The sequence below is a fragment of the Lentzea sp. NPDC092896 genome, from assembly GCF_044754905.1.
In the GTDB taxonomy this organism is placed as follows: Bacteria; Actinomycetota; Actinomycetes; order Mycobacteriales; family Pseudonocardiaceae; genus Lentzea.
Genome location: NZ_JBIVPX010000003.1, coordinates 268,254 through 289,245 on the forward strand (window position 1 = coordinate 268,254; position 20,992 = coordinate 289,245).

Below are 20,992 nucleotides of genomic sequence, written 5' to 3' on the forward strand. Positions count from 1 at the left end.
TAGTTATGCGACTGAGACCTACGGCCGGGTATCTATTCGTTCCCGGAACTCTCGCGCGGCGTCTTGCAGCAGTGCTCCAGCCACAGCGCGGCCGCCGTCAACGCGACCGCCGCGACGATCCCGACGATGGCCGCGACCAGGTCGTTCGAGGCCGCGGCGAACGAGTCGCGGACGGGGATCACGAAGATCAGCACACCGGCCCAGGCACCGAACATCAAAGCGCCCAAAACGGACGAAGCCTTTGCCAACGCGACGGCTCGGGCGGCGGTCAGCGGCTGCACCGGACGCGCACCCGCGCGGCGCTGGATCCTGGCCCGCAACGAGAACGCGAACACGAACTCCACGACCGCGATGACGAACAACGTCGACCCGGCCAGAACGGGCAACGGCGGCAACGTGTCGTAGGCGAGCCGCAGCAGCAGATGGGCCAGCAACGCGCCGACGAGCGCGACGGCCGCCAGGTCTCGGGGACTGGTGAACCTCACTCGTCCATCCAACCCGAAAGCACGAGATCGTCACGCCGCCGCACACCCTCGGCCGAGAACTCCAGGCCCGCAACGGGTCCGTGACCCGCCAGCACCGCACCCGGCTCGACGTCGAGCCACGGGATGAGAACTGTTGCGCGCTCAAACGCCCCAGGATGCGGCAGAAGCAGCTCGGGGTGGTCGGAGGTCACCCCGTCCACCGAAACCACGTCCACGTCCAACGTGCGCGGTCCCCAGCGCTTCTCCCGCACGCGCCCGGCGGCGTTCTCCAACGCCTGACCGCGGCGCAGCCAGCCCCACTCGTCCACGTCGTCCGAGGAGACGATCACGATGGCGTTCAGGAAGTCCGGCTGGTCCTCGACTCCCCAGGCCGCCGTCTCGTACACCGGCGAAACGGAGACGACGAAGGGCCGCAACCCGTCCACGACGGACTGCAGGAAGGCGAACCGGTCGCCGAGGTTCGAGCCGATCGAGAGAACCGCGCGACTCAACGGGTTTCCTTCGGCAGTGGTGCGGCGAGCCGGCGCGAGCGGCGGATCGTCACCGACACGTCGTCGAAGGTCAGCGGGATCGGCGCGGACGGCTTGTGCACCGTCACCTCGACCGCGTGCAGCCGCGAGTCCGTCATCGCGGCGTCGGCGATCTTGCCCGCCACCGTCTCGATGAGGTCGTACGGTTCGCCGCCGATGATCGCCGCGGCCATCTCGGCCAGTTCGCCGTAGTGGTACGTCTCTTTCAGGTCATCGGTGCGAGAAGCCGCGCTGAGGTCCAGCCACAGCGTGACGTCCACGACGAACTCCTGCCCGTCGCGCTTCTCGTGCTCGAACACGCCGTGGTTCCCGCGCACCCGCAGGCCGGTCAACGCGATCCGGTCAGCCATGTCCCCGCCTCCACGCACCGGCGACGGCGACCGCGTCCAGCGTCCGGTCGACGTCGTGCACCCGCACACCCCACGCTCCGTTGAACGCGGCCAAAGCTGACACCGCCGCGGTCGCGTCCTCCCTGCCGTCCGGTGGACGGTTGCCGAGCAACGTGCCGAGGAAGCGTTTGCGCGACGCCCCGACCAGCACCGGGAAGCCCAGCTCGACCAGTTCGTCCAGGCGCTGCAACAACTCCCAGTTGTGGTCGCCCAGCTTCGCGAAGCCCAGTCCGGGGTCGAGCACGATCGACGACTCCGCGACACCGGCGGCCAGCGCGGCCTCGACGCGCTCCAGCAGCTCCGAACGAACGTCCGTCACCACGTCGTCGTACGTCGCCAACGCGTCCATCTCCGTGCTGTGCCCACGCCAGTGCATCAGCACGTACGGCACACCCGCGGCGGCGACGACGGCAGCCATCTCGGGATCGGCCAGGCCACCGGACACGTCGTTCACGATGGACGCGCCGGCCTCCAGTGCCGCAGCCGCAACGGAAGCACGCATGGTGTCCACGCTGACCGGCACGCTCTCGGCGACCAGCGCGCGGATCACCGGCACGATCCTGGCGATCTCCTCGGCGGGTTCGACGCGCCCGGCGCCGGGCCGGGTCGACTCGCCGCCCACGTCGATCACGTCCGCGCCGCGCTTGAACATGTCGACGCCGTGCGACACCGCGTCACGGCGATCGATGTAGCGGCCGCCGTCGGAGAACGAATCGGGCGTCACGTTCAGCACGCCCATCACGACGCACCGGCCGGGGCGGGGCAGACCACTCACCGGAGTCGGCCCCTGATCAGCTCGATGGCCTCCGCCCTCGAAGAGGCGGACGTGCGCAGCAGCCCGCGCACCGCGGACGTCGTCGTGCGGGAACCGGGCTTGCGCACACCGCGCATGCCCATGCACAGGTGCTCGGCCTCGATCACCACGATCACGCCGCGCGGTTCGAGCCTGCGCACCAACGCGTCCGCGACCTGCGACGTCAGCCGCTCCTGGACCTGTGGCCGCTTGGCGTAGAGGTCGACGAGCCTGGCCAGCTTGGACAGCCCCGTCACGCGGCCCTGCTCGTTCGGGATGTACCCGACGTGCGCGACGCCGTGGAACGGCAGCAGGTGGTGCTCGCAGAAGCTGAACATCGGGATGTCGGTGACGAGGACGAGCTCTTCGTGGCTCTCGTCGAACGTCTTCGCGAGGACGCTGTCCGGGTCCGTGTAGAGGCCCGCGAACAACTCCTGGTAGGCGCGCGCCACCCGTGCGGGTGTCTCGCGCAGACCCTCCCGGTCCGGATCCTCACCGCACGCGATCAGAAGTTCGCGTACCGCAGCCTCTGCCCGCGACTGGTCGAAGACCCGCCGCGCGGAGACGCCGGCCTCCCCGTGGTGGGTGAGGCCGGCGTCTCCGTCGAGCTGTTGTTGCTCGGTCACTGCCGCTCGTCCTGGTCTGGCTGCGGCTTCTTCGGCTCCCAGACGTTGTGCGGCTTGCCGCCGGGCACGGTCGCCGGGGTCCATCCGGGCGGGGCGCCGTAGTTCGGCGGGCCCGACTGGTTCGAAGGCTGACCTGGCTGGTGCGCGCCGTTCGACCCGTTCGGCGACGGCAGCGCCTCCGTGGCCGGTTCCGCGGCGGGCTCCGCCGGCGTCTCCGGCTCGTCGTCGAGGGTGTCCTCGACGACCGGCGGCCACGGCTCGCCACGTTCCTTGGCGAGCTCGCCGGGCGTCTTGATCGGCGGGATGTCGGACGGCGTGCGATCACCGAACTCGTTGAACTGGGTGATGCGCGGCCGCTTCTCGACCCTCGCGAAGATCCGCTCCAGTTCCTTCTGGTGCAGGGTCTCCTTCTCGATCAGCTCGAGCGTGAGGTCGTCGAGGACGTCGCGGTAGGTGACGAGCACCTCGTACGCCTCGGTGTGCGCGGCCTCGATGAGCTTGCGCACCTCCTCGTCGATCTCGTGCGCGACCTCCAGCGAGTAGTCCGCCTGGCGACCGGCCGAGCGGCCGAGGAACGGCTCACCCTGCTCCTGCCCGTACTTGACCGCACCGAGCTTCGCGCTCATGCCGTACTCGGTGACCATCGCGCGGGCGATCTTGGTCGCCTGCTCGATGTCGTTGGACGCACCCGTCGTGGGCTCGTGGAAGACGAGCTCCTCGGCGGAACGGCCACCCAGTGCGAACACCAGTCGCGCGATCATCTCGGACCTGGTCATCAGGTCCTTGTCCTCTTCCGGCACCGAGAGGGTGTGACCACCCGTGCGGCCGCGGGCGAGGATCGTGACCTTGTAGACCGGGTCGATGTCCGGCATCGCCCACGCGGCCAGGGCGTGCCCTGCCTCGTGGTACGCGGTGATCTTCTTCTCCTTCTCGGAGATGATCCGGCTCTTGCGGGCCGGACCGCCGATCACGCGGTCCACCGACTCCTCGAGCGCGGCACCGTCGATGACGTGGCCGTTGTGGCGCGCGGTGAGCAGTGCGGCCTCGTTGATGACGTTCGCGAGGTCGGCGCCGGAGAACCCGACGGTGCGCTTCGCGAGGCCGTCGAGGTCCGCGTCCGCGGCCAGCGGCTTGCCCTTCGAGTGCACCCGCAGGATCTGCTTGCGGCCCTTCAGGTCCGGTGCGGACACCGGGATCTGCCGGTCGAAGCGGCCGGGGCGCAGCAGGGCGGGGTCGAGGATGTCGGGACGGTTCGTCGCCGCGATCAGGATGATCCCGCCGCGCGAGTCGAAGCCGTCCATCTCGACGAGCAGCTGGTTGAGGGTCTGCTCGCGCTCGTCGTGCCCGCCGCCGAGGCCGGCGCCGCGGTGGCGGCCCACCGCGTCGATCTCGTCGACGAAGATGATGCACGGCGCGTTCTGCTTGGCCTGCTCGAACAGGTCGCGCACACGGGAGGCACCGACACCGACGAACATCTCGACGAAGTCCGAGCCGGAGATCGAGTAGAACGGCACGCCCGCCTCGCCGGCGACGGCTCGGGCGAGCAGCGTCTTGCCCGTTCCCGGCGGGCCGTACAGCAGCACGCCCTTCGGGATCTTCGCGCCGAGCGCCTGGTAGCGGCCGGGGTTCTGGAGGAAGTCCTTGATCTCTTCCAGTTCCTCGACGGCCTCTTCGGCACCGGCGACGTCGGCGAACGTCGTCTTGGGCATGTCCTTCGACAGCTGCTTGGCTTTGGACTTGCCGAAGTTCAGAACGCGGTTACCGCCGCCCTGAGCGTTGTTCATCATCCACATGAGCAGCAGCAACAGCAGGCCGAGCGGCACGAGGTAGATCAAGATCTGCATCAGGATGGACTCCTGGCTGACCTTGGTCTCGACGGTCGGCTTGTTGCCGGCCTGGTCGAGGACGGTGAAGATCTCGTCCGTCGAACTGGCCGGGAACTGCGTGATCAGGCGGTTGCTGCCCTCGAAGGTGGTGCCATCGGTGAGGGTGAGTCGGAGACGCTGCTCCTTGTCCTCGATCGTGGCTTCCTTGACCTTGCCGTCCCGCACCTGTTGAAGCGCTTGAGACGTTTTCACGGGGTGGTAGCCCCGCGAGTCGTCAAAGAGGACGGTGAAGACGAAGTAGAGCAGCAACACCGCAGCGATCCACAGCAGCGGGTTGCGAAGCAGGCGCTTGCGGTCCATGCACTTACGGCCGGGGGCGGCCTCGACCCTCCCTGACTTGCGCGTCGGGCAGTGGAAGACCCACATACCGCGTCCGACCAGCCTACCGCTCGCTGGCCGGGTACTGAGCAACCAACGGGCGGGGGCGTTCGCGGGTTCCCGCGGGTGACCCCCACCACGCATGTTCACGCAGTTTGGTTCATCCGGAACAAATACCGCCGTCCAGACGAGTGACGCAGGTCACGCTGTCTCATTACGTTTGGGGGTCACATGTCATCCTCATCTATCCCCCGAACGTTTCCCTCGCCACTCGAAAGAGTGAACACGTGACCGAAGGTAAGTAACTGTATGTCAGCACGTCATACGTCCCCCGGATTGTTCCGGCGGGTGGCCCTCCCCGTGGGCGCCCTGCTCGGAGTGGTCGCGGCGGCAGGCGTCACGGTCGTGGCACTGCGTGTCACGAGCGGCGCGGACTGCTCCGGCGCGCTGCCGTTGAAGGTCGCCGTCACCCCCGCCGCGTTGGATGTGGTGAACGCGGCGGCGCAGGACTACCAGCGGTCACAACCAGTCGTGAACGGCCGGTGCGTCCAGGTCCAGGTCGAGTCGCGCAACGCGGCCGACGTGGCGAACGAGCTCCCCACCGCCCAGATCAACCCCCACTCCCTCTGGATCCCCGACTCCTCGATGTGGGCCGCGGAGGCCCAGCGCCAGGCGGCGGAGACCGGCCCGGAGGCCCCGAAGCTGGACATCAAGCCCTCGCTGGCGTCCAGCCCGCTGGTGATGGCGGGCTCGGAACAGGCGATGTCGAAGATCGGCTTCCCGGTCACGCCCGTCTCGTGGGCGAAGGTCGTGGACCCGAAGGTCCAGATCTCGATGAGCGACCCGACGATGACGTCGGAGGGCCTCGCCTCGCTGTTCGTCATCCGTACTTTGCTGGGCAATCCAGACGGAACGCCCAAACCTGAACTCGTCGGCACCCTGCTGCGCGTGGGCCGCAGCGCCGTCCCGTCGGTCCGCGACGCCTTCGGCAAGGTCACCACGGACGCCGACAAGGCCCCGCTGTTCGCCGCCACCGAGCAGTCCGTCGTGGCGAACAACCGCTCGGTCAAGGACAACGCCGTCCTGGGCGCCCCGCCCAAGGAGGGCACGCTCTCCTTCGACTACCCGCTGGTCAGGGTCTCCCGCCCGAACGAGCCGGAAGGCATCGGCGAGGCAGCGGCGGAGTTCGAGAAGGTCCTCCGCTCCGCCGACACCTCCAAGCGCTTCGGCGAGGCCGGCTTCCGCACCGTCCAGGGCGCGGCCCCCGCGAAGTGGTCGACCGACGTGGAAGGCGTCCAGGCAGGCGACGTCAAGCTGATCGAGACCCCCGGCGCCGACCAGGTCTCCGAACTCCTCCGCACCTGGGGCGCCATCAGCCTGGACATGCGGATGCTGACGGTCATCGACGTCTCCGGCTCGATGATCGAGAAGAGCGGCAACGGCAAAACCCGTGTCGAGGCCGCCACCGAGGCGTCCATGACGGCCCTCTCGATGCTCCCGGACACCACGGCGATCGGCCTGTGGGCGTTCTCCACCGACAAGAAGCCGCCGAACGACTGGATCGAACTGGTCCCGATCGGCCCGCTGGGCGAACCCCTGGCAGGCGTGACCCGCCGCAAGCGCCTGGAAGCGGGCGCCTCCCAGCTCCCCGGCCTGGTAGGCGGCGGCACGGCCCTGAACGACACCACCCTGGCCGCGTACCGGCACGTCCTGTCCGGTTACGACGCGTCGAAGGTCAACTCGGTCGTGCTCATGACCGACGGCCGCAACGACGACATCTCGTCGATCGACACCGCCGCACTGATCGAGACCTTGAAGCGGGAGTCCGACCCCGCGAAGCCGGTCCCGATCATCATGGTCGGCCTCGGCGACGAGGTGGACATGGACGCACTCCGCGCGATCTCCGCCGCGACCGGCGGCAAGGCTTACCAGGCGCGGAACCCGGAGGACATTCGCGGCGTGCTGCTGGACGCGGTGTCCCAGCGCCGGTGCCGTCCGAACTGCTGATTTCCTCAAACAACAAAGCCGGGTCTCCTACGGGAGGCCCGGCTTTGTCTTTGTCTTTGTCTTTAAACGCGACCAGACACGACGACCGGCCCGCGCGGTGCCACCCGGCGCCCGGCAACGCAAGGCGACCTCTCACACGGAACGCGACCAACCCCGCTGGAACAGCAACGGCCCGTCCGCAACCCGCACCGCACGGCTCCCGCACGGCAACGCAAAACGGGGACGCTGCCACCCACGGCAACGCCCCCGTCTCAGCCAAACCACTCAGTTCGAGTAGACCTTCGGATCCAACGTCCCGATGTAAGGCAGATCGCGGTACCTCTCCGCATAATCCAGCCCATAACCGACAACGAACTCGTTGGGAATGTCGAACCCGATGTACTTGACCGGAACCTCGACCTTCACCGCATCAGGCTTCCGCAACAAAGTACAAACCTGCAAAGACCGAGGCTTCCGAGACTGCAAGTTCTTCAACAGCCAAGACAACGTGAGCCCAGAATCGATGATGTCCTCGACGATCACCACGTTGCGGTCGGCGATGTCGCGATCGAGGTCCTTCAGGATCCGCACAACGCCCGAAGACGAGGTCGAGGACCCATAGGACGAAACGGCCATGAACTCGAGCTGCACCGGAACGGGCAGCGCGCGGGCGAGGTCGGCCATGAACATCACAGCGCCCTTGAGCACAGTGATCAGCACGAGGTCGGAGTCACCTTCTGGGTGATCAGCCGCGACCTGCTTGGCGAGTTCGGTGACCTTGTCGCTGATCTCCTGCTCGGTGATGAGCACGGATGCGATGTCGCCGTCGTACACGGACAGGTCCCCTCTGCTTAAGACTGTGGTTCCACAACGAGCCTGCCATGCGCGCGCCGCACGACAAAGCCGCCAGGTAGCCAGACACCGCCCTGACCGCGCCATTCACTCACCAGTGCGTCAACTCGTCGCAGGTGCGAATCGGACAGTTCAGGCACGGCTTCGCCGATCAGCCACGCCCTGAGCACTCTGCGCCTCAACGCGACCGGCAGCTCGGAGATGTCGTCAACAGCACAGCAGTCGCCGGCGAACGCCTCCGCGAGAGCGTCGAGCGCGTCACAGTCCTCGCGCAGCTGGGCGGCCGTGCGCGCCAACGACGCCGCAACACCGCCCTGCAGCACGGACTCCAGCAACGGCAGCACCTCAGAACGCAGCCGCACACGCGTGAACGACGGATCGACGTTGTGCGGGTCCTCCCACACCTCGATCCCCTGCTCCGCACAGGCAGCACGGGTGGTCGCCCGCGACACGCCGAGCAGCGGCCGCCCCCACGGCGCGTCAAACGCACGCATGCCGGCGATCGACCGCGGCCCGGACCCGCGTCCCAGCCCGAGCAACACCGTCTCGGCCTGGTCGTCGAGGGTGTGGCCGAGCAGCACGACACCGGACGACGGCCTCAGAGCCGCGTAGCGGGCGTTGCGAGCCGCAGCCTCGGGACCACCAGGCCCGAGGACCTGCACAGCCTCCACGCGAGCCACAAGCCCGAACGAGGTGCACTGCTGAGCCGCCCGCGAAGCAACGTCACCCGACCCCGGTTGCAACTGGTGATCGACGACCACGGCCGACGCGCCGGGCACCAGCCGCCCCACGCAGGCGGCCAACGCCAGTGAGTCGGCACCACCCGACACGGCGACGGTCACCGCGTCAGGCCGCACCTCGTCCAGGAACCGGCGGACCGCGGAACGGATCTCCGCGACCGGTCCGTTCACGGCGACACGCGACGCAGCCAGCTCATGGGCTCGGCGATCTCGGCGCGGGTCGGCAACGTCGCAGCGGACGTCCAGATCGAGTTGAAGCCGTCCATCCCGACCCGCTCCACCACGTACGAGGTGAACTCCGCGCCCTCCTCGTACTGGCGCACCTTCGCCTCGACGCCGAGCAGCGTGCGCAGGATCCGGTCGAGCAGGCCGCCGCCCTTGCGCCGCGCGCTGAAGCGGCTGCGGATCGTCGACACGGACGGCACGACCGACGGGCCGACCGCGTCCATCACGTGGTCGGCGTGGCCTTCGAGCAAAGTGGACAGTGCGATCAGCCGGTCCAGCACGAGCTTCTGCTGCGGTGACTGGATGAGCTCGACCAGTCCCATCGGGCCGTCGCCCTCGCGCAGCTTCTGCCGGAAGTCGCGGATCACGTCGGACAGCGGCGCGCGCTCTTCGTCCATTGAGGACAACAGCGCGGTGACCTGGTCGGAGAAGTACTTGCGCAGCCACGGCACGCCGGTGAACTGCAGGCGGTGCGTGCACTCGTGCAGGCACACCCACATGCGGAAGTCGTCGTCCGGCACGTCCAGAGCCTGTTGCGCGCCAACGATGTTCGGCGCGACCAGCAACAGGCGTCCGGCCAACTGGTCGTTCGGGCTGAACGGGTCGTACTGGCCGAGCACCCGTGAGGACAGGAACGCCAGCACGACACCCGCCTGCACGCCCGCGGTCCCGGCGAGAATGCCCGCCATCGGACCTGTCTGGCGTGGCATCGCGGGCGCTGTCAGCGCGGCGAGTCCCTGTGCGGCGGCGGCGACCCACGCCGGTCTGTCCACGACCTCGCCCGGCAGCAGAGGCAGTCCCTGACCGAGCCCGGTCAGCTCGCGGACGTGCACCTCCGCCTGCGGCGCCAGCTCGCGAAGCCTGCCGACGACGTGGTCAGCCTCGTTCTTGCCGATCACCGGTCCCGGCCGGACGAGGCGCGTGGCGGTCGAGACCGCCAGCTCCCAGTCCACCGGGCCGAGCTCTGCCTCCGTCGCCCCGTTCACGCTTCCGACGCTACCTGCGCACGGCCCGCTACGAACAGCCACAACCCCGCAACGCAGCGGCCATCACGTCCAGTGCGGGCCGCACCTCGGTCTCCGGGTTGCGGTTGCTCGCGGACATGAACGAGAACACGAGCACCCGTCCGTCCACGTCGACGACCATGCCGGCGAGCGCGTTGACCCCGGTGAGGGTGCCGGTCTTGGCTCGCACCCAGCCCTTGCCCGGTGCCGCGATACCGCCGTAGCGACCGGCGAGGGTGCCGCTGCCGCCCGCGACCGGGAGCGCCGTCAGCAACGGCCGCAGCTTCGCGGTGCGCGCGTCGTCCAGCGTGGGCTTGGCCGCCGCGGTGAGCACCTCGGTGAGCAGCTTGGCGGGGATCTTGTTCGACGCGGACAACCCGCTGCCGTCCACGAAGTTCGCGGTGGTGAGGTCGAACCCGTTCTTGGTCAGCACGTCCCGGACGGCCTTGACCCCGCCCGCGAACGACGCCTCGTTGCCGGTCTTGATCGCGATCTCCCGCGCGATCGCCTCGGTCAGGACGTTGTCCGAGATCTGCATCATGTTGTCGACGAGCTGCTCGATCGGCGCCGACTTGATCTCGCCGAGCACCGGCGCGCCCGCGGGAGCCGCGCCCGCCGTGGCTCCAGGAGCCCCGACGCGCTGCGCGAACGCGTCCGCCGCCGCCTGGCCGGGACTGCCGGTGCGCGCGCCGTTGACGTTGGACTGGTCGACCCGGCCGCCGTCGAGCATGAACGGCACGATCGGCGCGACCGAGCCGCCGCCGATGTCCGCCGACTCCCACTGCGGCCCGAGCGCCTCGCCCGTGTACCGGCTCAGGTCGAACTGGACCTTGGTGACCGGGCCCTTGGCCTTGACCTGGTTGACCAGGTCGTCGAGCGTCGCGGCGCCGGGGTAGACCGACTTGCCGGGCACGCCGGAGATCGTGGGGTCACCGCCGCCGACGATCACCACGGTGCCGGGCTCCGCGCCCTGGACGACCTTGGTGGACAGCTGGTCGGTCTTCTCGAGGCTGAGCAGCGCCGCGGCGGCCGTGAGGATCTTGAGGCTCGACGCCGGGGTCGCGGGCGTGGTGTCGCCCTGCTGCCACAGCGCGGTGCCGCTGGCGGGGTCGACGACACTGCCGGTGAGCGTGCCCAGCACGCCGTTGGCCGCCGGTCCGGCGAGCGCCTGCTTCACACCCGCGGGGGTCGGTGCCGGCGCACCCGCGGTGACGGCCTTGACCAGCGGCTGGACGTTCGCGGGCGCGGCCGGGGGCCTGGTCTCGATCGCCTTGGTGCCGCCGAACTCGTTGACCGCGTAGAGGGTGGCGCCGGCGAGCGCCGCGACGACCAGCAGGCTCAGGACCACGACGAGGGACTTGCGGCTCTTCTTGGGCTCGTCGTCGGTGGCGAGGCGGTCCTCGGGCTCCTCCTCGTAACCGGTGACCGGCAGCTCCTGGCGAACGGGCTGCGGCTCCTTCCGAGCAGGCGGAGGAGGCGGCGGCACCGGACGCTGCTGCTCCTGGCGCGGCGGTTCCTGACGCGGTGGTTCCTGGTGCTGGAGCTGGTCGACGCGCTTGGTCTGCTCGGGACGCGGCCGGCGCTGCTCTGGCGGCTGTTCGGGTCTGGTCTTCTGGTCGAACCACGACGGCTCGGAGTTCGGCAGCTGGTCGACGCGCGCCGTCTTGGCGTTCGGAACGGAGAGCTCCGTGGTCTTCTGCTCCGGCCTCGGCACGACGCGGGTCTGGTCGTTCTTCGGCTCGATCCGCACCGGGGTGGCCCGAGGTTGGCCGACTTCTGGACCAATCGTCGCGTGAGACTTCCCACCGGCGGATCCTCCGGAAGGCCCGCCGGAACCGCCGGAGCCGGTCGTTGGCACACCTGACGGGGAATGACCGGACCCCACACCGTTCGGGGCGGAACGGACCGGCGACGACCGCAGAGGCTCCTGAGTGGACGGTGCCGACAGGATCGCCGCGAGCGGGAACCGCATCGTCGGCTGGTCGACGGACGGGCGGCTGACCTGCACCGTCGACTCCGACGCGGCTGGGGCCGACCCGGCGTCGTCGTCCTCGGTCGGCCACTGGGGCTCGTCCGGCAAGTGGACCTCCGTCAGCTCGGTACGGGCAATCTCACACCCACCAACCACCGCTCCGATGAGGGTTGACAAGGCGTTGTGGTCCACACTAGTGGGCATCACGAATGGGCTACATGAGCGAGGACCAGTGGAATTCGACGTCCTGATCGAGATCCCCAAGGGCGTGCGCAACAAGTACGAGGTGGACCACAAGAGTGGCCGCATCCGCCTCGACCGCACGTTGTTCACGTCGACGCAGTACCCGGCCGACTACGGGTTCATCGAGAACACCCTGGGTGAGGACGGCGACCCGCTGGACGCCCTCGTCCTCGTCCAGGAACCGACGTTCCCCGGCTGCCTGATCGCCGCTCGTGCGATCGGCATGTTCCGCATGACCGACGAGAAGGGCGGCGACGACAAGGTTCTGTGCGTCCCGGCCTTCGACCCGCGCCACGAGCACCTGCGCGACATCCACCACCTGGCGGAGTTCGACCGCCTGGAGATCCAGCACTTCTTCGAGGTCTACAAGGACCTGGAGCCCGGCAAGAGCGTCGAGGGCGCGAGCTGGGTGGGCCGCACCGAGGCCGAGGCCGAGGTCAAGCGCTCCTACCAGCGTCTGAAGGACGCCGAGGCGCGCGGCGAAACGCTGCACTAGGTAACGACGAAAGAGGGGGGCCGCTCGGAGCGACCCCCCTCTTTTTCGTTTTCGGTTCTAGACCGCGATGGACTCCGCGTCCGCCACGCGCTCCAGGCCGGACCTGGTCGACAGCGGCTTCTCGCGCAGGAACCACACGAGGACGAACGCCGCGATCATCACGATGCCGCCGGTCAGGAAGACCGTGTCGATCGCGCTGGAGAACCCGTCGAGGAACGGCTTCGCCAGCACGGGGTCGAGGCCGTTGAGGAACTCGGTGTTGTTGATGTCCACACCGGATCCGCCACCGCCCTGCAGCATCTTCGCGAACTCCGGGTTCTGGCCCAGAGCGATCTTGAACGCGTCGGTCTGCGCCGCGGCCTTGAGGCCCTCCGCGATCTTGTCGCCGACCGTGGTGAACAGGATCGACAGGAACACCGCGGTACCGACGGTGCCACCGATCTGGCGGAAGAACGTAGCCGAAGCGGTCGCCACGCCCATGTCACGCGGCTCGGCGTCGTTCTGGATCGCCAGCAGCAGCGTCTGCATGCACTGACCCAGGCCGGCACCCATGATGAACATGAAGACCATGACGAGCCAGCTCGGCGTGTCCGTGCCGATGGTGCTGAGCAGGAACAGCGCGACCGCCATCAGACCGGCGCCGATGATCGGGAACACCTTGTAGCGCCCGGTCTTCGACGTCACCTTGCCCGCGATCGCGGTGGCCGACATGATGCCGAACGTCATCGGCAGCAGCATCAGGCCCGACACGGTCGGCGTGACGCCCTTGACGATCTGCAGGTACAGCGGGATGGAGACCATGCCGCCGAACATGCCGATGCCGAGCACGAAGTTGATCGTGTTGCCCAGCGAGAACGTCTGGTTGCGGAACATCCTGATCGGCAGCAGCGCCTCGTCGCCCATGCGGTTCTCGACCCACACGAACGCCACCAGGCCCAGCACACCGATCACGTACATGGCGATCGACGTCGCCGAGGCCCAGCCCCACTCACGGCCCTGTTCGGCCACGATCAGCAGCGGCACGAGGCCGACGGTCAGCGCGATGGCGCCACCGAAGTCGATGCGGTGGTTGACCCGCTGGTGCGGGATGTTCAGCACGCGGGCGACGACGAACAGCGCGAGCAGCGCGATCGGCACGTTCACCAGGAACACCCAGCGCCAGCCCGTGACACCGAGGAACGAGGTGAGACCGGCGAACACGCCGCCGATGACCGGCCCGAGCACGCTGGCCGAACCGAACACGGCCATGAAGTAGGCGGAGTACTTGCTGCGCTCACGCGGCGAGATGATGTCGGCCATGATCGCGAACGCGAGCGACATCAGACCGCCGGCGCCGAGACCCTGCACCGCGCGGAACGCGGCGAGCTCGTACATCGACGTCGCGATGCCCGAGAGCAGCGAACCTGCCAGGAACAGCGAGATCGCCGCGAGGTACATCGGCTTGCGCCCGTAGATGTCCGACAGCTTGCCGTACAACGGGGTCGTGATGGTCGCGGTGATCAGGTAGGCGGTGGTCGCCCACGCCTGCAACGTCTGTCCGTGCAGCTGGTCCGCGATGGTCTTCATGGCGCTGGCGACGATCATCTGGTCCAGCGCCGCGAGGAACATGCCCAGCAGCAGACCGGACAGGATCGTCATGATCTGGCGATGCGTCAGGGAGACCCCTGGCGTGGGTGTCGCATCGGTTGTCGTTGACATTTCTAGTCTTCCCCTCCTGCGCGGGTCCCCGTCCCGCGTTCGGTCAAAAGCGCCGGAATCGTGCGCTCGTAGTCCTGCACGAAGCGTTCGAACAGGTCCGCGAAACCCTTGAGGTCCTCATCGGCCCAGTCCGCGAACACCTGCTGGATCGCCTCGTTGCGCTTCCGGCGTCGGTTCAAGATCAGCTCGCGGCCCGCTTCGGTGACCGCGAGAACGCTGGCCCGGCCGTCAGCCGGATCAGCACGCCTCTCGACGAGCCCGTCCTTCACCAGTCCGGCGACCTGCCGGCTGACCGTGGACGGGTCGGAGAGCACCGCCTCCGCGAGCGCACTCGAGCGGCACTCTCCGAGACCGGAGAGAGTCGCGAGGAGCACGAAGGCGGACTTGTCCATGCCCTGCTTGGCCATCTGGTGGGCGACCTGGGCGTGCATCTTGTTCATGCGCACCATCGCCATGCCGATTCGGTCCGCGAGCTCGTGCTCGGGATCGATGCCGGCGCCCAGGCACCTGCCCGGATCGACCATCTGACACCTCGTTGCTTGTATCACCCAACTAGTTGCTCGGTACAAGCATCCATCCCGGTCCACCGAAATGCAAGTGAGTTCCGAGTCTCACTCCACAGTGGAGTGGTACGAACGCGGCGAGTAGTGGTTACCGACGGGTAGCCGTGTGGGTTACTCGTCGGTAGCATCCCTCCCATGAGCCAAGACGTGTCGTTCGTCGCCGATGCCCTGAAGCAGGCCGTGCCGTACGTGAAGACCACGGGCATCGAGTTCGAGGAGGTCTCCGCCGACCGCATCGTCGCGTCGCTGCCGGACGAGCCGACGCTGCACAACCACATCGGCGGCCCGCACGCCGCGATGATGTTCGGCCTCGGCGAGTCCGCGTCCGGCGCCGTCGTGATGGCCGCGTTCGCCGCGCATCTCGGCAAGGCCACGCCGCTCGCGGTCCGCGCCGACATCTCCTACAAGAAGATCGCGATGGGCGTTCTGCGCGCCGAGGCCGTTCTCGGGCGTTCGGCGGACGAGGTTCTGGCCGAGCTGGAATCCGGTACCCGTCCCGAATTCCCGGTCACCATCACGATCACCAACGCCGAGGGCGTGATCACCGGCGAGATGACCGTCGTCTGGACGCTGAAGCCCGCACGCTGAACTGGGCATCTCCGTATTTCAGTTCGAAACTGCGGTGAACCGATCCGGTCGAAATACGTAACCTTGGCCACTCTCCGTCCCGAGGGCACTATCTGGAGTTATGTCGGGGTGGAGAACTGTGGGCGGAGTCTTGCTGGTCGCACTGACCGCGGGATGCGCGGCGCAGGTGCAGCAGTCGAGGCCTGTCGCCGTGGAGAAACCGGCCGAGGACACGCCGGTGACCGCGTCATCGGCCACGGTCCCACCTGCCCAGCTGGGCATCAGCGTGGCGTCGATCGTCGACGGCCGTGCCGTGATGCTCTCCGACGGCTCGAAGGCCGAGGTCACGGGCCTCGCCCAGCCAGGACCGTGCTGGGCTGAGGCCGCCGCCGGCTTCGCCAAGGCGATGCTGCTGGGCCAGCAGGTGCGCTACGACAAGACCACGGGCGCGCTGACCCTCGCCGACGGCACGGACTACGCGTTGCTCGCACTGGGCAACGGCGCCGGCCGCAGCGCGGGCACCCCGACGCCAGGGCAGAAGGAAGCCGAAGGCGCCGCGCAGCGCGTTCCGATGGGCCTGTGGGGAACGCCGTGCGGTGGCAAGGACGCCCTGGAGACCTCGTCTGCTCCGCCTCCTCCCCCGCCGCCACCCGTGACGACCACCAAGCCGAAGGTCACGACCACGACGCCGAAGCCACCGGCCCCCGTCTTCTTCGCGACCTGCGACGACGTGCGCAGGGCCGGCAAGGCGCCGCTCTACTGGGGCCAGCCGGGCTACCGCGTCGAGCTCGACGACAACCGCAACGGCGTCGCCTGCGAGTCCCGGTACGGATACCGGTGACCCAATAACCTCAGCTCCATGAAGCTGGACAGCAGTGCCGTCGACTACACCCCAGGCGAGGCCGGGGCGATCGCGAAGCGGGCGGAGGACCGGGGCTACGACGGGTTCTGGCTCGCCGAGACCAAGCACGACCCGTTCCTCGCGCTGGCCGGTGCCGCCGCGGCGACCGAGCGGATCGAGCTCGGCACGGCGATCGCGGTGGCGTTCGCGCGCAACCCGATGACCGTCGCGACCACGGCGAACGACCTGCGGCTGCTGTCGGCAGGCCGGTTCAACCTCGGGCTGGGCTCGCAGGTCGAGGCGCACATCACCAAGCGGTTCGCGATGCCGTGGAGCAAGCCGGCCGCACGCATGCGCGAGTTCGTCCTCGCCATCCGCGCGATCTGGCACGCCTGGGAGACCGGCGAACGGCTGGCGTTCCGCGGCGAGTTCTACAAGCACACGCTGATGACGCCGTTCTTCGATCCGGGCCCGAACCCGCACGGCACCGCGCCGATCTACCTCGCGGGCGTCGGCGGACTGATGACCGAGGTCGCGGGCGAGGTCGCGGACGGCTTCCTGTGCCACAACTTCACGACCGAGCGGTACCTGCGCGAGGTGACGCTGCCCGCGTTGGAGCGCGGCCGGGCGAAGGCGGGAAAGACGCTGGAGGGCTTCGAGATCAGTGGCCCGGTGTTCGCCGCGACCAACGACGAGGAGATCGCGGACGTCAAGCGGCAGATCGCGTTCTACGGGTCGACGCCCGCGTACAAGCCGGTGCTGGACCTGCACGGCTGGGGCTCGCTGCACGAGGAGCTGCACCGCATGTCGCGGCGGCAGCAGTGGGCGGAGATGAGCGAGCTGATCACGGACGAGGTGCTGAACGAGTTCTGCGTCCTGGGCTCCTCTGAGACCGTCACGGACGCGCTTCTGGCTCGCTACGGCGACGTCGTCACGCGGATCTCACCGTCAGGGGACGTGCTTCAGCGCCCCGAGAAGTGACTGAGCCCCTGGCGTGCCAGCTCGGCGTGGAAACCGCGGAGCTCGGCGCGCACTCTCGCGACGCCCCTCTTGCGGATCCAGCGACGTCTTCCGACGTTGGCCGCGGTCAGGGCGAACGGGAGTGCCAGCAGGGTCAGGGCCAGCATCATCATCATGTCGTCTCCTCAGGGGTTGCGAACAAGCAACGACCAATCGAGACGTCGCTTACGGTACCGGCTCGAACGCCACCCAGGTGGAGCAAAGTTACCGACAGCAACTCAGTTCTTGACTAATTTTGTTTTCGGTGTGACGCTGAGGCCATGTTCGATGTGGCGGTGATCGAGGACCCTTCCGCGGCCGAGGTGTCGCTGGACCCGGTGCGGGCGAGGCTGCTCGCGGAGCTGGTGGAGCCAGGATCGGCGACGATGCTCGCCGCGAAGGTCGGCCTGCCCAGGCAGAAGGTGAACTACCACCTGCGCACGCTGGAGCAGCACGGCCTGGTGGAGCTCGTCGAGGAACGGCGCAAGGGCAACGTGAACGAGCGCCTCATGCAGGCGACCGCCGCGTCCTACGTCATCTCCCCGACGGCGCTCGCGGCCGTGCAGCCCGACCCGGCGCGGTCGCCCGACCGCTTGTCCGCGCGGTGGCTGCTGGCCGTCTCGGCGAGGCTGGTGCGCGACGTCGGCACGTTGATCACGGGGTCCACCAGGGCGAAGAAGCGGCTCGCGACCTTCGCGCTGGACGGCGAGGTCCGGTTCGCCACCGCGGCGGACCGCGCGGCGTTCGCCGAGGAGCTCGCCGGCTTCATGACGCAGCTGGTCGCCAAGTACCACGACGAACAGGCAGAAGGAGGGCGTCCGCACCGAGTCGTCGTCGCCCTGCACCCGAGTGTGATCGCGTCCAAGGAGGAAGAGTCGTGACCCACGAGTTCGAGATCAGCAAGGAAGTCGAGGTCGACGGGACCCCCGAGCAGGTCTGGGACGCCATCGCGACCGGACCGGGCATCGACTCGTGGTTCATGGGCCCGCACACCGTCGACGGACGCGTGGGCGGCCGCATGACGCTCGACCTGGGTTTCTTCCAGGAGTCCTCGACGATCACCTCGTGGGAACCCGGAAAGCGCCTCGCCTACGAGAGCGACAAGGGCGAGGACGGCACGTTCCACGCGATGGAGTACCTGATCGAGGGCCGCGACCAGGGCACGACGGTGCTGCGGTTCGTGCACACCGGCATCCTCGCCGACGGCTGGGGCGACGAGTTCGTCGACCAGCAGTCGAAGGGCTGGGACATGTACCTGTTCACGATGGCCGAGTACGTCAAGCACTTCGCCGGCAGGCCGGGTACCTACGTGTTCGCCCAGTGGCCGGAGCAGCCGGAAGGCGCCGACAACTGGCCGGTGCTGCTCAAGGCCCTCGGCGTCCCCTCAGATGCCGAGGTCGGCGACGAGGTCACCCTCGAACCGTTCGGCATCAACGGGGTCGTGGACTATGTCGTCCGTCACGACCTGCACAACTTCCTCGGCGTGCGCGGCCCTGAGGGCATCTACCGGTTCCACGGCACCAGCGCTTTCGGTCACCACGTCTTCGGCGACGCGACCGGGCAGGCCGAGAAGTGGCAGGCCTTCCTGACTCAGACCGTGGGCGGGCAGACCTCGTAGACGTAGTCCTCGTGCCCGTACGGCACCACGTTCCGGTCGCGGCGGATCACCGAGACCCGTCCGCCGCGGTCGGTGCAGGACTTCTTGAACCCCTCGTCGGTGTACTCGATCTGGAAGAAGTCGTTGCCGAACGCCTCGGCGTAGGAGCCGCACTCGTCGCGCGCCTGGCAGTCCTCGGTGATGGCGAAGTCGAAGCCGATCTCCTTCTTGCCCGCGGTGCCCAGTTCGGCGGTGTTCTTCTGCGCGACGGCAAGGCCCTGTTCATGTGCGTATTTGACGAACGCCTTCATGAACTCCTTGGTGGCGTTGAGATCGAACGCCCCCTCGGCGCGCGTGTAGGAGTCGAGGTTGTCCGGCTCGACGCCCTTGAACATGGACGTCTTGCAGTCCTTGATCCACTTCTTCTGGATCTCCAGGATCCTGTTTCTCTTGTCGCCGTTGGAGATGTCGAGGATGCCCTCCTGCCACTCCGGGTCGATCGCGACCTCACCGCCCGGCTTCTTCACGAGCAGGTCGTCGTGGTTCTTCCGCCACCAGTCCAGCCCGCCCTCGGCCTCGTTCGGCTGCGTCTGCAGGGCGTTGAGGTAGCAGATGTTGTAGCGCCGGCCGTCGATGATCTTGCTGCGGTCCCGCACGACGATCTTGACCGGCACATCGGGCTGGTAGGCGCCGCCGAGCTGGTAGTCGAGCTGCCCACCGGCGGGCGGCATCTCCCGCGGCGGCAGGTCGGGCTCGTCCGAGCAGGAGGTGACCAGCAGGAGCAGGGCGGCCACCACCGCGGCGGTTTTCATGCGCGGGAGTGTGTCACTCACGGGGTAGCGCAGGCGTAACAGCACAGCACTCCATTGCTCATAAATGAGATTTAGCTTCCGTCAGGTGAAAAGTCGGTCGCTCTTCCTGCAGCTCCTCGTGGCCGTGGTCGCCGGTGTGCTGGTCGGTCACTTCTTCCGCTCGTTCGGCGCCGACCTGAAGCCGATCGGGGACGGCTTCATCAAGCTGATCAAGATGGTGATCGCACCACTGATCTTCTGCGTGGTGGCGACGGGCATCGCGAAGGTCGGGGACCTGCGCGCGGTCGGCCGGATCGGGTTGAAAGCGCTGATCTACTTCGAGGTCGTGTCGACGGCCGCACTCGCGTTCGGCCTGCTCGTCGGCAACGTCGTGCGACCCGGCGACGGCATGAACGTCGATCCGTCCACATTGGACGCCTCCGCCGTGGAGGCGAAGACGCAGGGCGGCCACCTCCCCGGCGTCGTCCAGTTCCTGCTCGACCTCATCCCTTCCAGTGTGGTGGACGCGCTGGCGCGCAACGCGTTGCTTCAGGTGCTGCTGTTCGCGGTGCTGTTCGGCTGCGCGCTGGCCCAGCTCGGCGAGCGCGGCAAACCCGTCGTGGACCTGTTGGAGCGCATCAACCTGGCGTTCTTCGCGGTGCTCGGCTACATCATGAAACTGGCGCCGCTCGGTGCGTTCGGCGCGATGGCGTTCCTGGTCGGGCAGTACGGCCTGGGGTCGCTGCGCACGTACGTGTGGCTGATCCTGGCGTCCTACGGCGCGGCCCTGCTCTTCTGCGCCCTGCTCGGCGTGATCGCGTGGGTGTTCGCACGGGTCAACCTCCTGCAGTTCCTGCGCTACACCAAGGAGGAGTTCCTGCTGGCGCTCGGCACCGCGTCGTCGGAAGCCGTGCTGCCGCGGATGATGGTGAAGCTGCAACGCGCCGGCTGCGCACCCACGTCCGTCGGCCTGGTGCTGCCGACCGGGTACTCGTTCAACCTCGACGGCGCCTCGATCTACCTGTCGCTGGCGACGCTGTTCCTGGCGCAGGCACTGAACATCCCGCTGGACCTCGGCGACCAGCTGACGATCGTGCTGGTGCTCGTGCTGACCTCCAAGGGCATGGCGGGCGTGCCGGGTTCCGCGTTCCTGGCCCTGTCCGCCACCGTCGCCGCGGTCGGCTCGATCCCCGCTGCCGCAGTGGCGTTGCTGCTCGGCGCCGACCGGATCATGGACTCCATGCGCGTCTTCACGAACCTGCTGGGCAACTGCGTGGCGACGTTCGTGGTGTCCCGCTGGGAAGGCATGCTCGATCTCGACCAGATGCGGTCGACGCTCGGCTCGCGCGAACCCGACCTCGTGGAGGCCGAACACTAGTTACGCCGTTGGG

At 68.2% G+C, this 20,992-nt stretch carries 22 protein-coding genes; 8 read left to right on the forward strand and 14 right to left on the reverse strand.

Features of this window, described 5'->3' with window-relative positions:
* Nucleotides 1-32: 32 nt before the first annotated feature.
* The 6 genes from ACIQF0_RS16950 to ftsH are packed head-to-tail and all read right to left on the reverse strand — an operon-like array spanning nt 33 to nt 5,009.
* On the reverse strand, nt 33-485 hold the full coding sequence (locus ACIQF0_RS16950; RefSeq protein WP_401030401.1) for a DUF3180 domain-containing protein: 453 nt from the start codon (nt 483-485) through the stop codon (nt 33-35).
* A complete protein-coding gene (gene folK, locus ACIQF0_RS16955; protein ID WP_401030403.1) occupies nt 482-976 on the reverse strand; it encodes a 2-amino-4-hydroxy-6-hydroxymethyldihydropteridine diphosphokinase in 495 nt (164 codons plus the stop codon). The genes ACIQF0_RS16950 and folK overlap by 4 nt, the downstream gene beginning before the upstream one ends.
* Nucleotides 973-1,365 carry a dihydroneopterin aldolase gene (gene folB / locus ACIQF0_RS16960; protein WP_401030405.1) on the reverse strand — a complete coding sequence of 131 codons (393 nt, stop codon included), beginning with the start codon at nt 1,363-1,365 and terminating at the stop codon, nt 973-975. Before folB ends, folK begins: the two co-directional genes overlap by 4 nt.
* Nucleotides 1,358-2,143, reverse strand: coding sequence for a dihydropteroate synthase (gene folP, locus ACIQF0_RS16965; protein ID WP_360045972.1), 786 nt, complete (start codon nt 2,141-2,143; stop codon nt 1,358-1,360). The genes folB and folP overlap by 8 nt, the downstream gene beginning before the upstream one ends.
* Nucleotides 2,144-2,175: 32 nt before the next feature.
* Nucleotides 2,176-2,823, reverse strand: coding sequence for a GTP cyclohydrolase I FolE (gene folE, locus ACIQF0_RS16970; protein ID WP_401030407.1), 648 nt, complete (start codon nt 2,821-2,823; stop codon nt 2,176-2,178).
* A complete protein-coding gene (gene ftsH, locus ACIQF0_RS16975; RefSeq protein ID WP_401030409.1) occupies nt 2,820-5,009 on the reverse strand; it encodes an ATP-dependent zinc metalloprotease FtsH in 2,190 nt (729 codons plus the stop codon). Before ftsH ends, folE begins: the two co-directional genes overlap by 4 nt.
* Nucleotides 5,010-5,375: 366 nt before the next feature.
* On the opposite strand from ftsH, the gene ACIQF0_RS16980 reads away from it, so the two are divergent.
* On the forward strand, nt 5,376-7,034 hold the full coding sequence (locus tag ACIQF0_RS16980; RefSeq protein WP_360045749.1) for a substrate-binding domain-containing protein: 1,659 nt from the start codon (nt 5,376-5,378) through the stop codon (nt 7,032-7,034).
* A 264-nt stretch (nt 7,035-7,298) separates the two neighbouring features.
* Here ACIQF0_RS16980 and hpt read toward each other — a convergent pair whose 3' ends face one another.
* The 4 genes from hpt to dacB are packed head-to-tail and all read right to left on the reverse strand — an operon-like array spanning nt 7,299 to nt 11,914.
* Nucleotides 7,299-7,847 carry a hypoxanthine phosphoribosyltransferase gene (gene hpt / locus ACIQF0_RS16985; RefSeq protein WP_360045751.1) on the reverse strand — a complete coding sequence of 183 codons (549 nt, stop codon included), beginning with the start codon at nt 7,845-7,847 and terminating at the stop codon, nt 7,299-7,301.
* 17 nt (nt 7,848-7,864) lie between these two features.
* Entirely contained in the window at nt 7,865-8,776 is a 912-nt protein-coding gene (tilS, locus tag ACIQF0_RS16990; protein ID WP_401030412.1) for a tRNA lysidine(34) synthetase TilS, read from the reverse strand.
* The gene (locus ACIQF0_RS16995) at nt 8,773-9,816 is read right to left on the reverse strand and encodes a zinc-dependent metalloprotease (RefSeq protein ID WP_401030414.1); all 1,044 of its coding nucleotides are present in this window, start codon (nt 9,814-9,816) and stop codon (nt 8,773-8,775) included. The genes tilS and ACIQF0_RS16995 overlap by 4 nt, the downstream gene beginning before the upstream one ends.
* A gap of 28 nt (nt 9,817-9,844) precedes the next feature.
* Complete coding sequence (dacB, locus tag ACIQF0_RS17000; RefSeq protein ID WP_401030415.1) at nt 9,845-11,914, reverse strand: D-alanyl-D-alanine carboxypeptidase/D-alanyl-D-alanine-endopeptidase; 2,070 nt, start codon at nt 11,912-11,914, stop codon at nt 9,845-9,847.
* Nucleotides 11,915-12,038: 124 nt separating this feature from the next.
* On the opposite strand from dacB, the gene ACIQF0_RS17005 reads away from it, so the two are divergent.
* Nucleotides 12,039-12,545 carry an inorganic diphosphatase gene (locus ACIQF0_RS17005; RefSeq protein WP_090070060.1) on the forward strand — a complete coding sequence of 169 codons (507 nt, stop codon included), beginning with the start codon at nt 12,039-12,041 and terminating at the stop codon, nt 12,543-12,545.
* Between the two features lie 57 nt (nt 12,546-12,602).
* Here ACIQF0_RS17005 and ACIQF0_RS17010 read toward each other — a convergent pair whose 3' ends face one another.
* Complete coding sequence (locus ACIQF0_RS17010) at nt 12,603-14,243, reverse strand: MDR family MFS transporter (protein WP_396425745.1); 1,641 nt, start codon at nt 14,241-14,243, stop codon at nt 12,603-12,605.
* 2 nt (nt 14,244-14,245) lie between these two features.
* On the reverse strand, nt 14,246-14,767 hold the full coding sequence (locus tag ACIQF0_RS17015) for a MarR family transcriptional regulator (protein WP_360045761.1): 522 nt from the start codon (nt 14,765-14,767) through the stop codon (nt 14,246-14,248).
* A 174-nt stretch (nt 14,768-14,941) separates the two neighbouring features.
* On the opposite strand from ACIQF0_RS17015, the gene ACIQF0_RS17020 reads away from it, so the two are divergent.
* The 3 genes from ACIQF0_RS17020 to ACIQF0_RS17030 all read left to right on the forward strand — a co-directional run bounded on the left by ACIQF0_RS17020 (nt 14,942) and on the right by ACIQF0_RS17030 (nt 17,195).
* Nucleotides 14,942-15,394, forward strand: a complete 453-nt coding sequence (locus ACIQF0_RS17020; protein ID WP_401030418.1) for a DUF4442 domain-containing protein — start codon at nt 14,942-14,944, stop codon at nt 15,392-15,394.
* A gap of 118 nt (nt 15,395-15,512) precedes the next feature.
* Nucleotides 15,513-16,214, forward strand: a complete 702-nt coding sequence (locus ACIQF0_RS17025) for an excalibur calcium-binding domain-containing protein (protein WP_401030420.1) — start codon at nt 15,513-15,515, stop codon at nt 16,212-16,214.
* Between the two features lie 18 nt (nt 16,215-16,232).
* The gene (locus ACIQF0_RS17030; protein WP_401030421.1) at nt 16,233-17,195 is read left to right on the forward strand and encodes a TIGR03617 family F420-dependent LLM class oxidoreductase; all 963 of its coding nucleotides are present in this window, start codon (nt 16,233-16,235) and stop codon (nt 17,193-17,195) included.
* Here the strand turns inward: ACIQF0_RS17030 and ACIQF0_RS17035 are convergent.
* A complete protein-coding gene (locus ACIQF0_RS17035; RefSeq protein WP_360045769.1) occupies nt 17,177-17,350 on the reverse strand; it encodes a hypothetical protein in 174 nt (57 codons plus the stop codon). The two genes, ACIQF0_RS17030 and ACIQF0_RS17035, sit on opposite strands and share 19 nt — an antisense overlap.
* A 144-nt stretch (nt 17,351-17,494) precedes the next feature.
* On the opposite strand from ACIQF0_RS17035, the gene ACIQF0_RS17040 reads away from it, so the two are divergent.
* Together ACIQF0_RS17040 and ACIQF0_RS17045 are read left to right on the forward strand one after the other, a co-directional pair.
* Nucleotides 17,495-18,094, forward strand: coding sequence for a helix-turn-helix domain-containing protein (locus ACIQF0_RS17040; RefSeq protein WP_360045771.1), 600 nt, complete (start codon nt 17,495-17,497; stop codon nt 18,092-18,094).
* Entirely contained in the window at nt 18,091-18,831 is a 741-nt protein-coding gene (locus ACIQF0_RS17045) for an SRPBCC domain-containing protein (protein WP_401030424.1), read from the forward strand. The genes ACIQF0_RS17040 and ACIQF0_RS17045 overlap by 4 nt, the downstream gene beginning before the upstream one ends.
* Here ACIQF0_RS17045 and ACIQF0_RS17050 read toward each other — a convergent pair.
* The gene (locus ACIQF0_RS17050) at nt 18,804-19,622 is read right to left on the reverse strand and encodes an endo alpha-1,4 polygalactosaminidase (RefSeq protein WP_360045775.1); all 819 of its coding nucleotides are present in this window, start codon (nt 19,620-19,622) and stop codon (nt 18,804-18,806) included. The two genes, ACIQF0_RS17045 and ACIQF0_RS17050, sit on opposite strands and share 28 nt — an antisense overlap.
* A gap of 85 nt (nt 19,623-19,707) precedes the next feature.
* Between ACIQF0_RS17050 and dctA the strand changes: the two genes are divergently transcribed.
* Nucleotides 19,708-20,979, forward strand: a complete 1,272-nt coding sequence (gene dctA, locus ACIQF0_RS17055; protein WP_401030426.1) for a C4-dicarboxylate transporter DctA — start codon at nt 19,708-19,710, stop codon at nt 20,977-20,979.
* The last annotated feature ends 13 nt before the right edge of the window (nt 20,980-20,992 follow it).

What these genes read in the sequence shown, in the direction of transcription:
- folB (WP_401030405.1), bottom strand. Translation starts at nt 1,365, where the DNA reads ATGGCTGACCGGATCGCGTTGACCGGCCTGCGGGTGCGCGGGAACCAC.
- folP (WP_360045972.1), bottom strand. Translation starts at nt 2,143, where the DNA reads ATGGGCGTGCTGAACGTGACGCCCGATTCGTTCTCCGACGGCGGCCGC.
- ftsH (WP_401030409.1), bottom strand. Translation starts at nt 5,009, where the DNA reads ATGGACCGCAAGCGCCTGCTTCGCAACCCGCTGCTGTGGATCGCTGCG.
- ACIQF0_RS17010 (WP_396425745.1), bottom strand. Translation starts at nt 14,243, where the DNA reads ATGTCAACGACAACCGATGCGACACCCACGCCAGGGGTCTCCCTGACG.
- ACIQF0_RS17015 (WP_360045761.1), bottom strand. Translation starts at nt 14,767, where the DNA reads ATGGTCGATCCGGGCAGGTGCCTGGGCGCCGGCATCGATCCCGAGCAC.
- ACIQF0_RS17020 (WP_401030418.1), top strand. Translation starts at nt 14,942, where the DNA reads ATGAGCCAAGACGTGTCGTTCGTCGCCGATGCCCTGAAGCAGGCCGTG.
- ACIQF0_RS17030 (WP_401030421.1), top strand. Translation starts at nt 16,233, where the DNA reads ATGAAGCTGGACAGCAGTGCCGTCGACTACACCCCAGGCGAGGCCGGG.
- ACIQF0_RS17035 (WP_360045769.1), bottom strand. Translation starts at nt 17,350, where the DNA reads ATGATGATGATGCTGGCCCTGACCCTGCTGGCACTCCCGTTCGCCCTG.
- ACIQF0_RS17040 (WP_360045771.1), top strand. Translation starts at nt 17,495, where the DNA reads ATGTTCGATGTGGCGGTGATCGAGGACCCTTCCGCGGCCGAGGTGTCG.
- ACIQF0_RS17050 (WP_360045775.1), bottom strand. Translation starts at nt 19,622, where the DNA reads ATGAAAACCGCCGCGGTGGTGGCCGCCCTGCTCCTGCTGGTCACCTCC.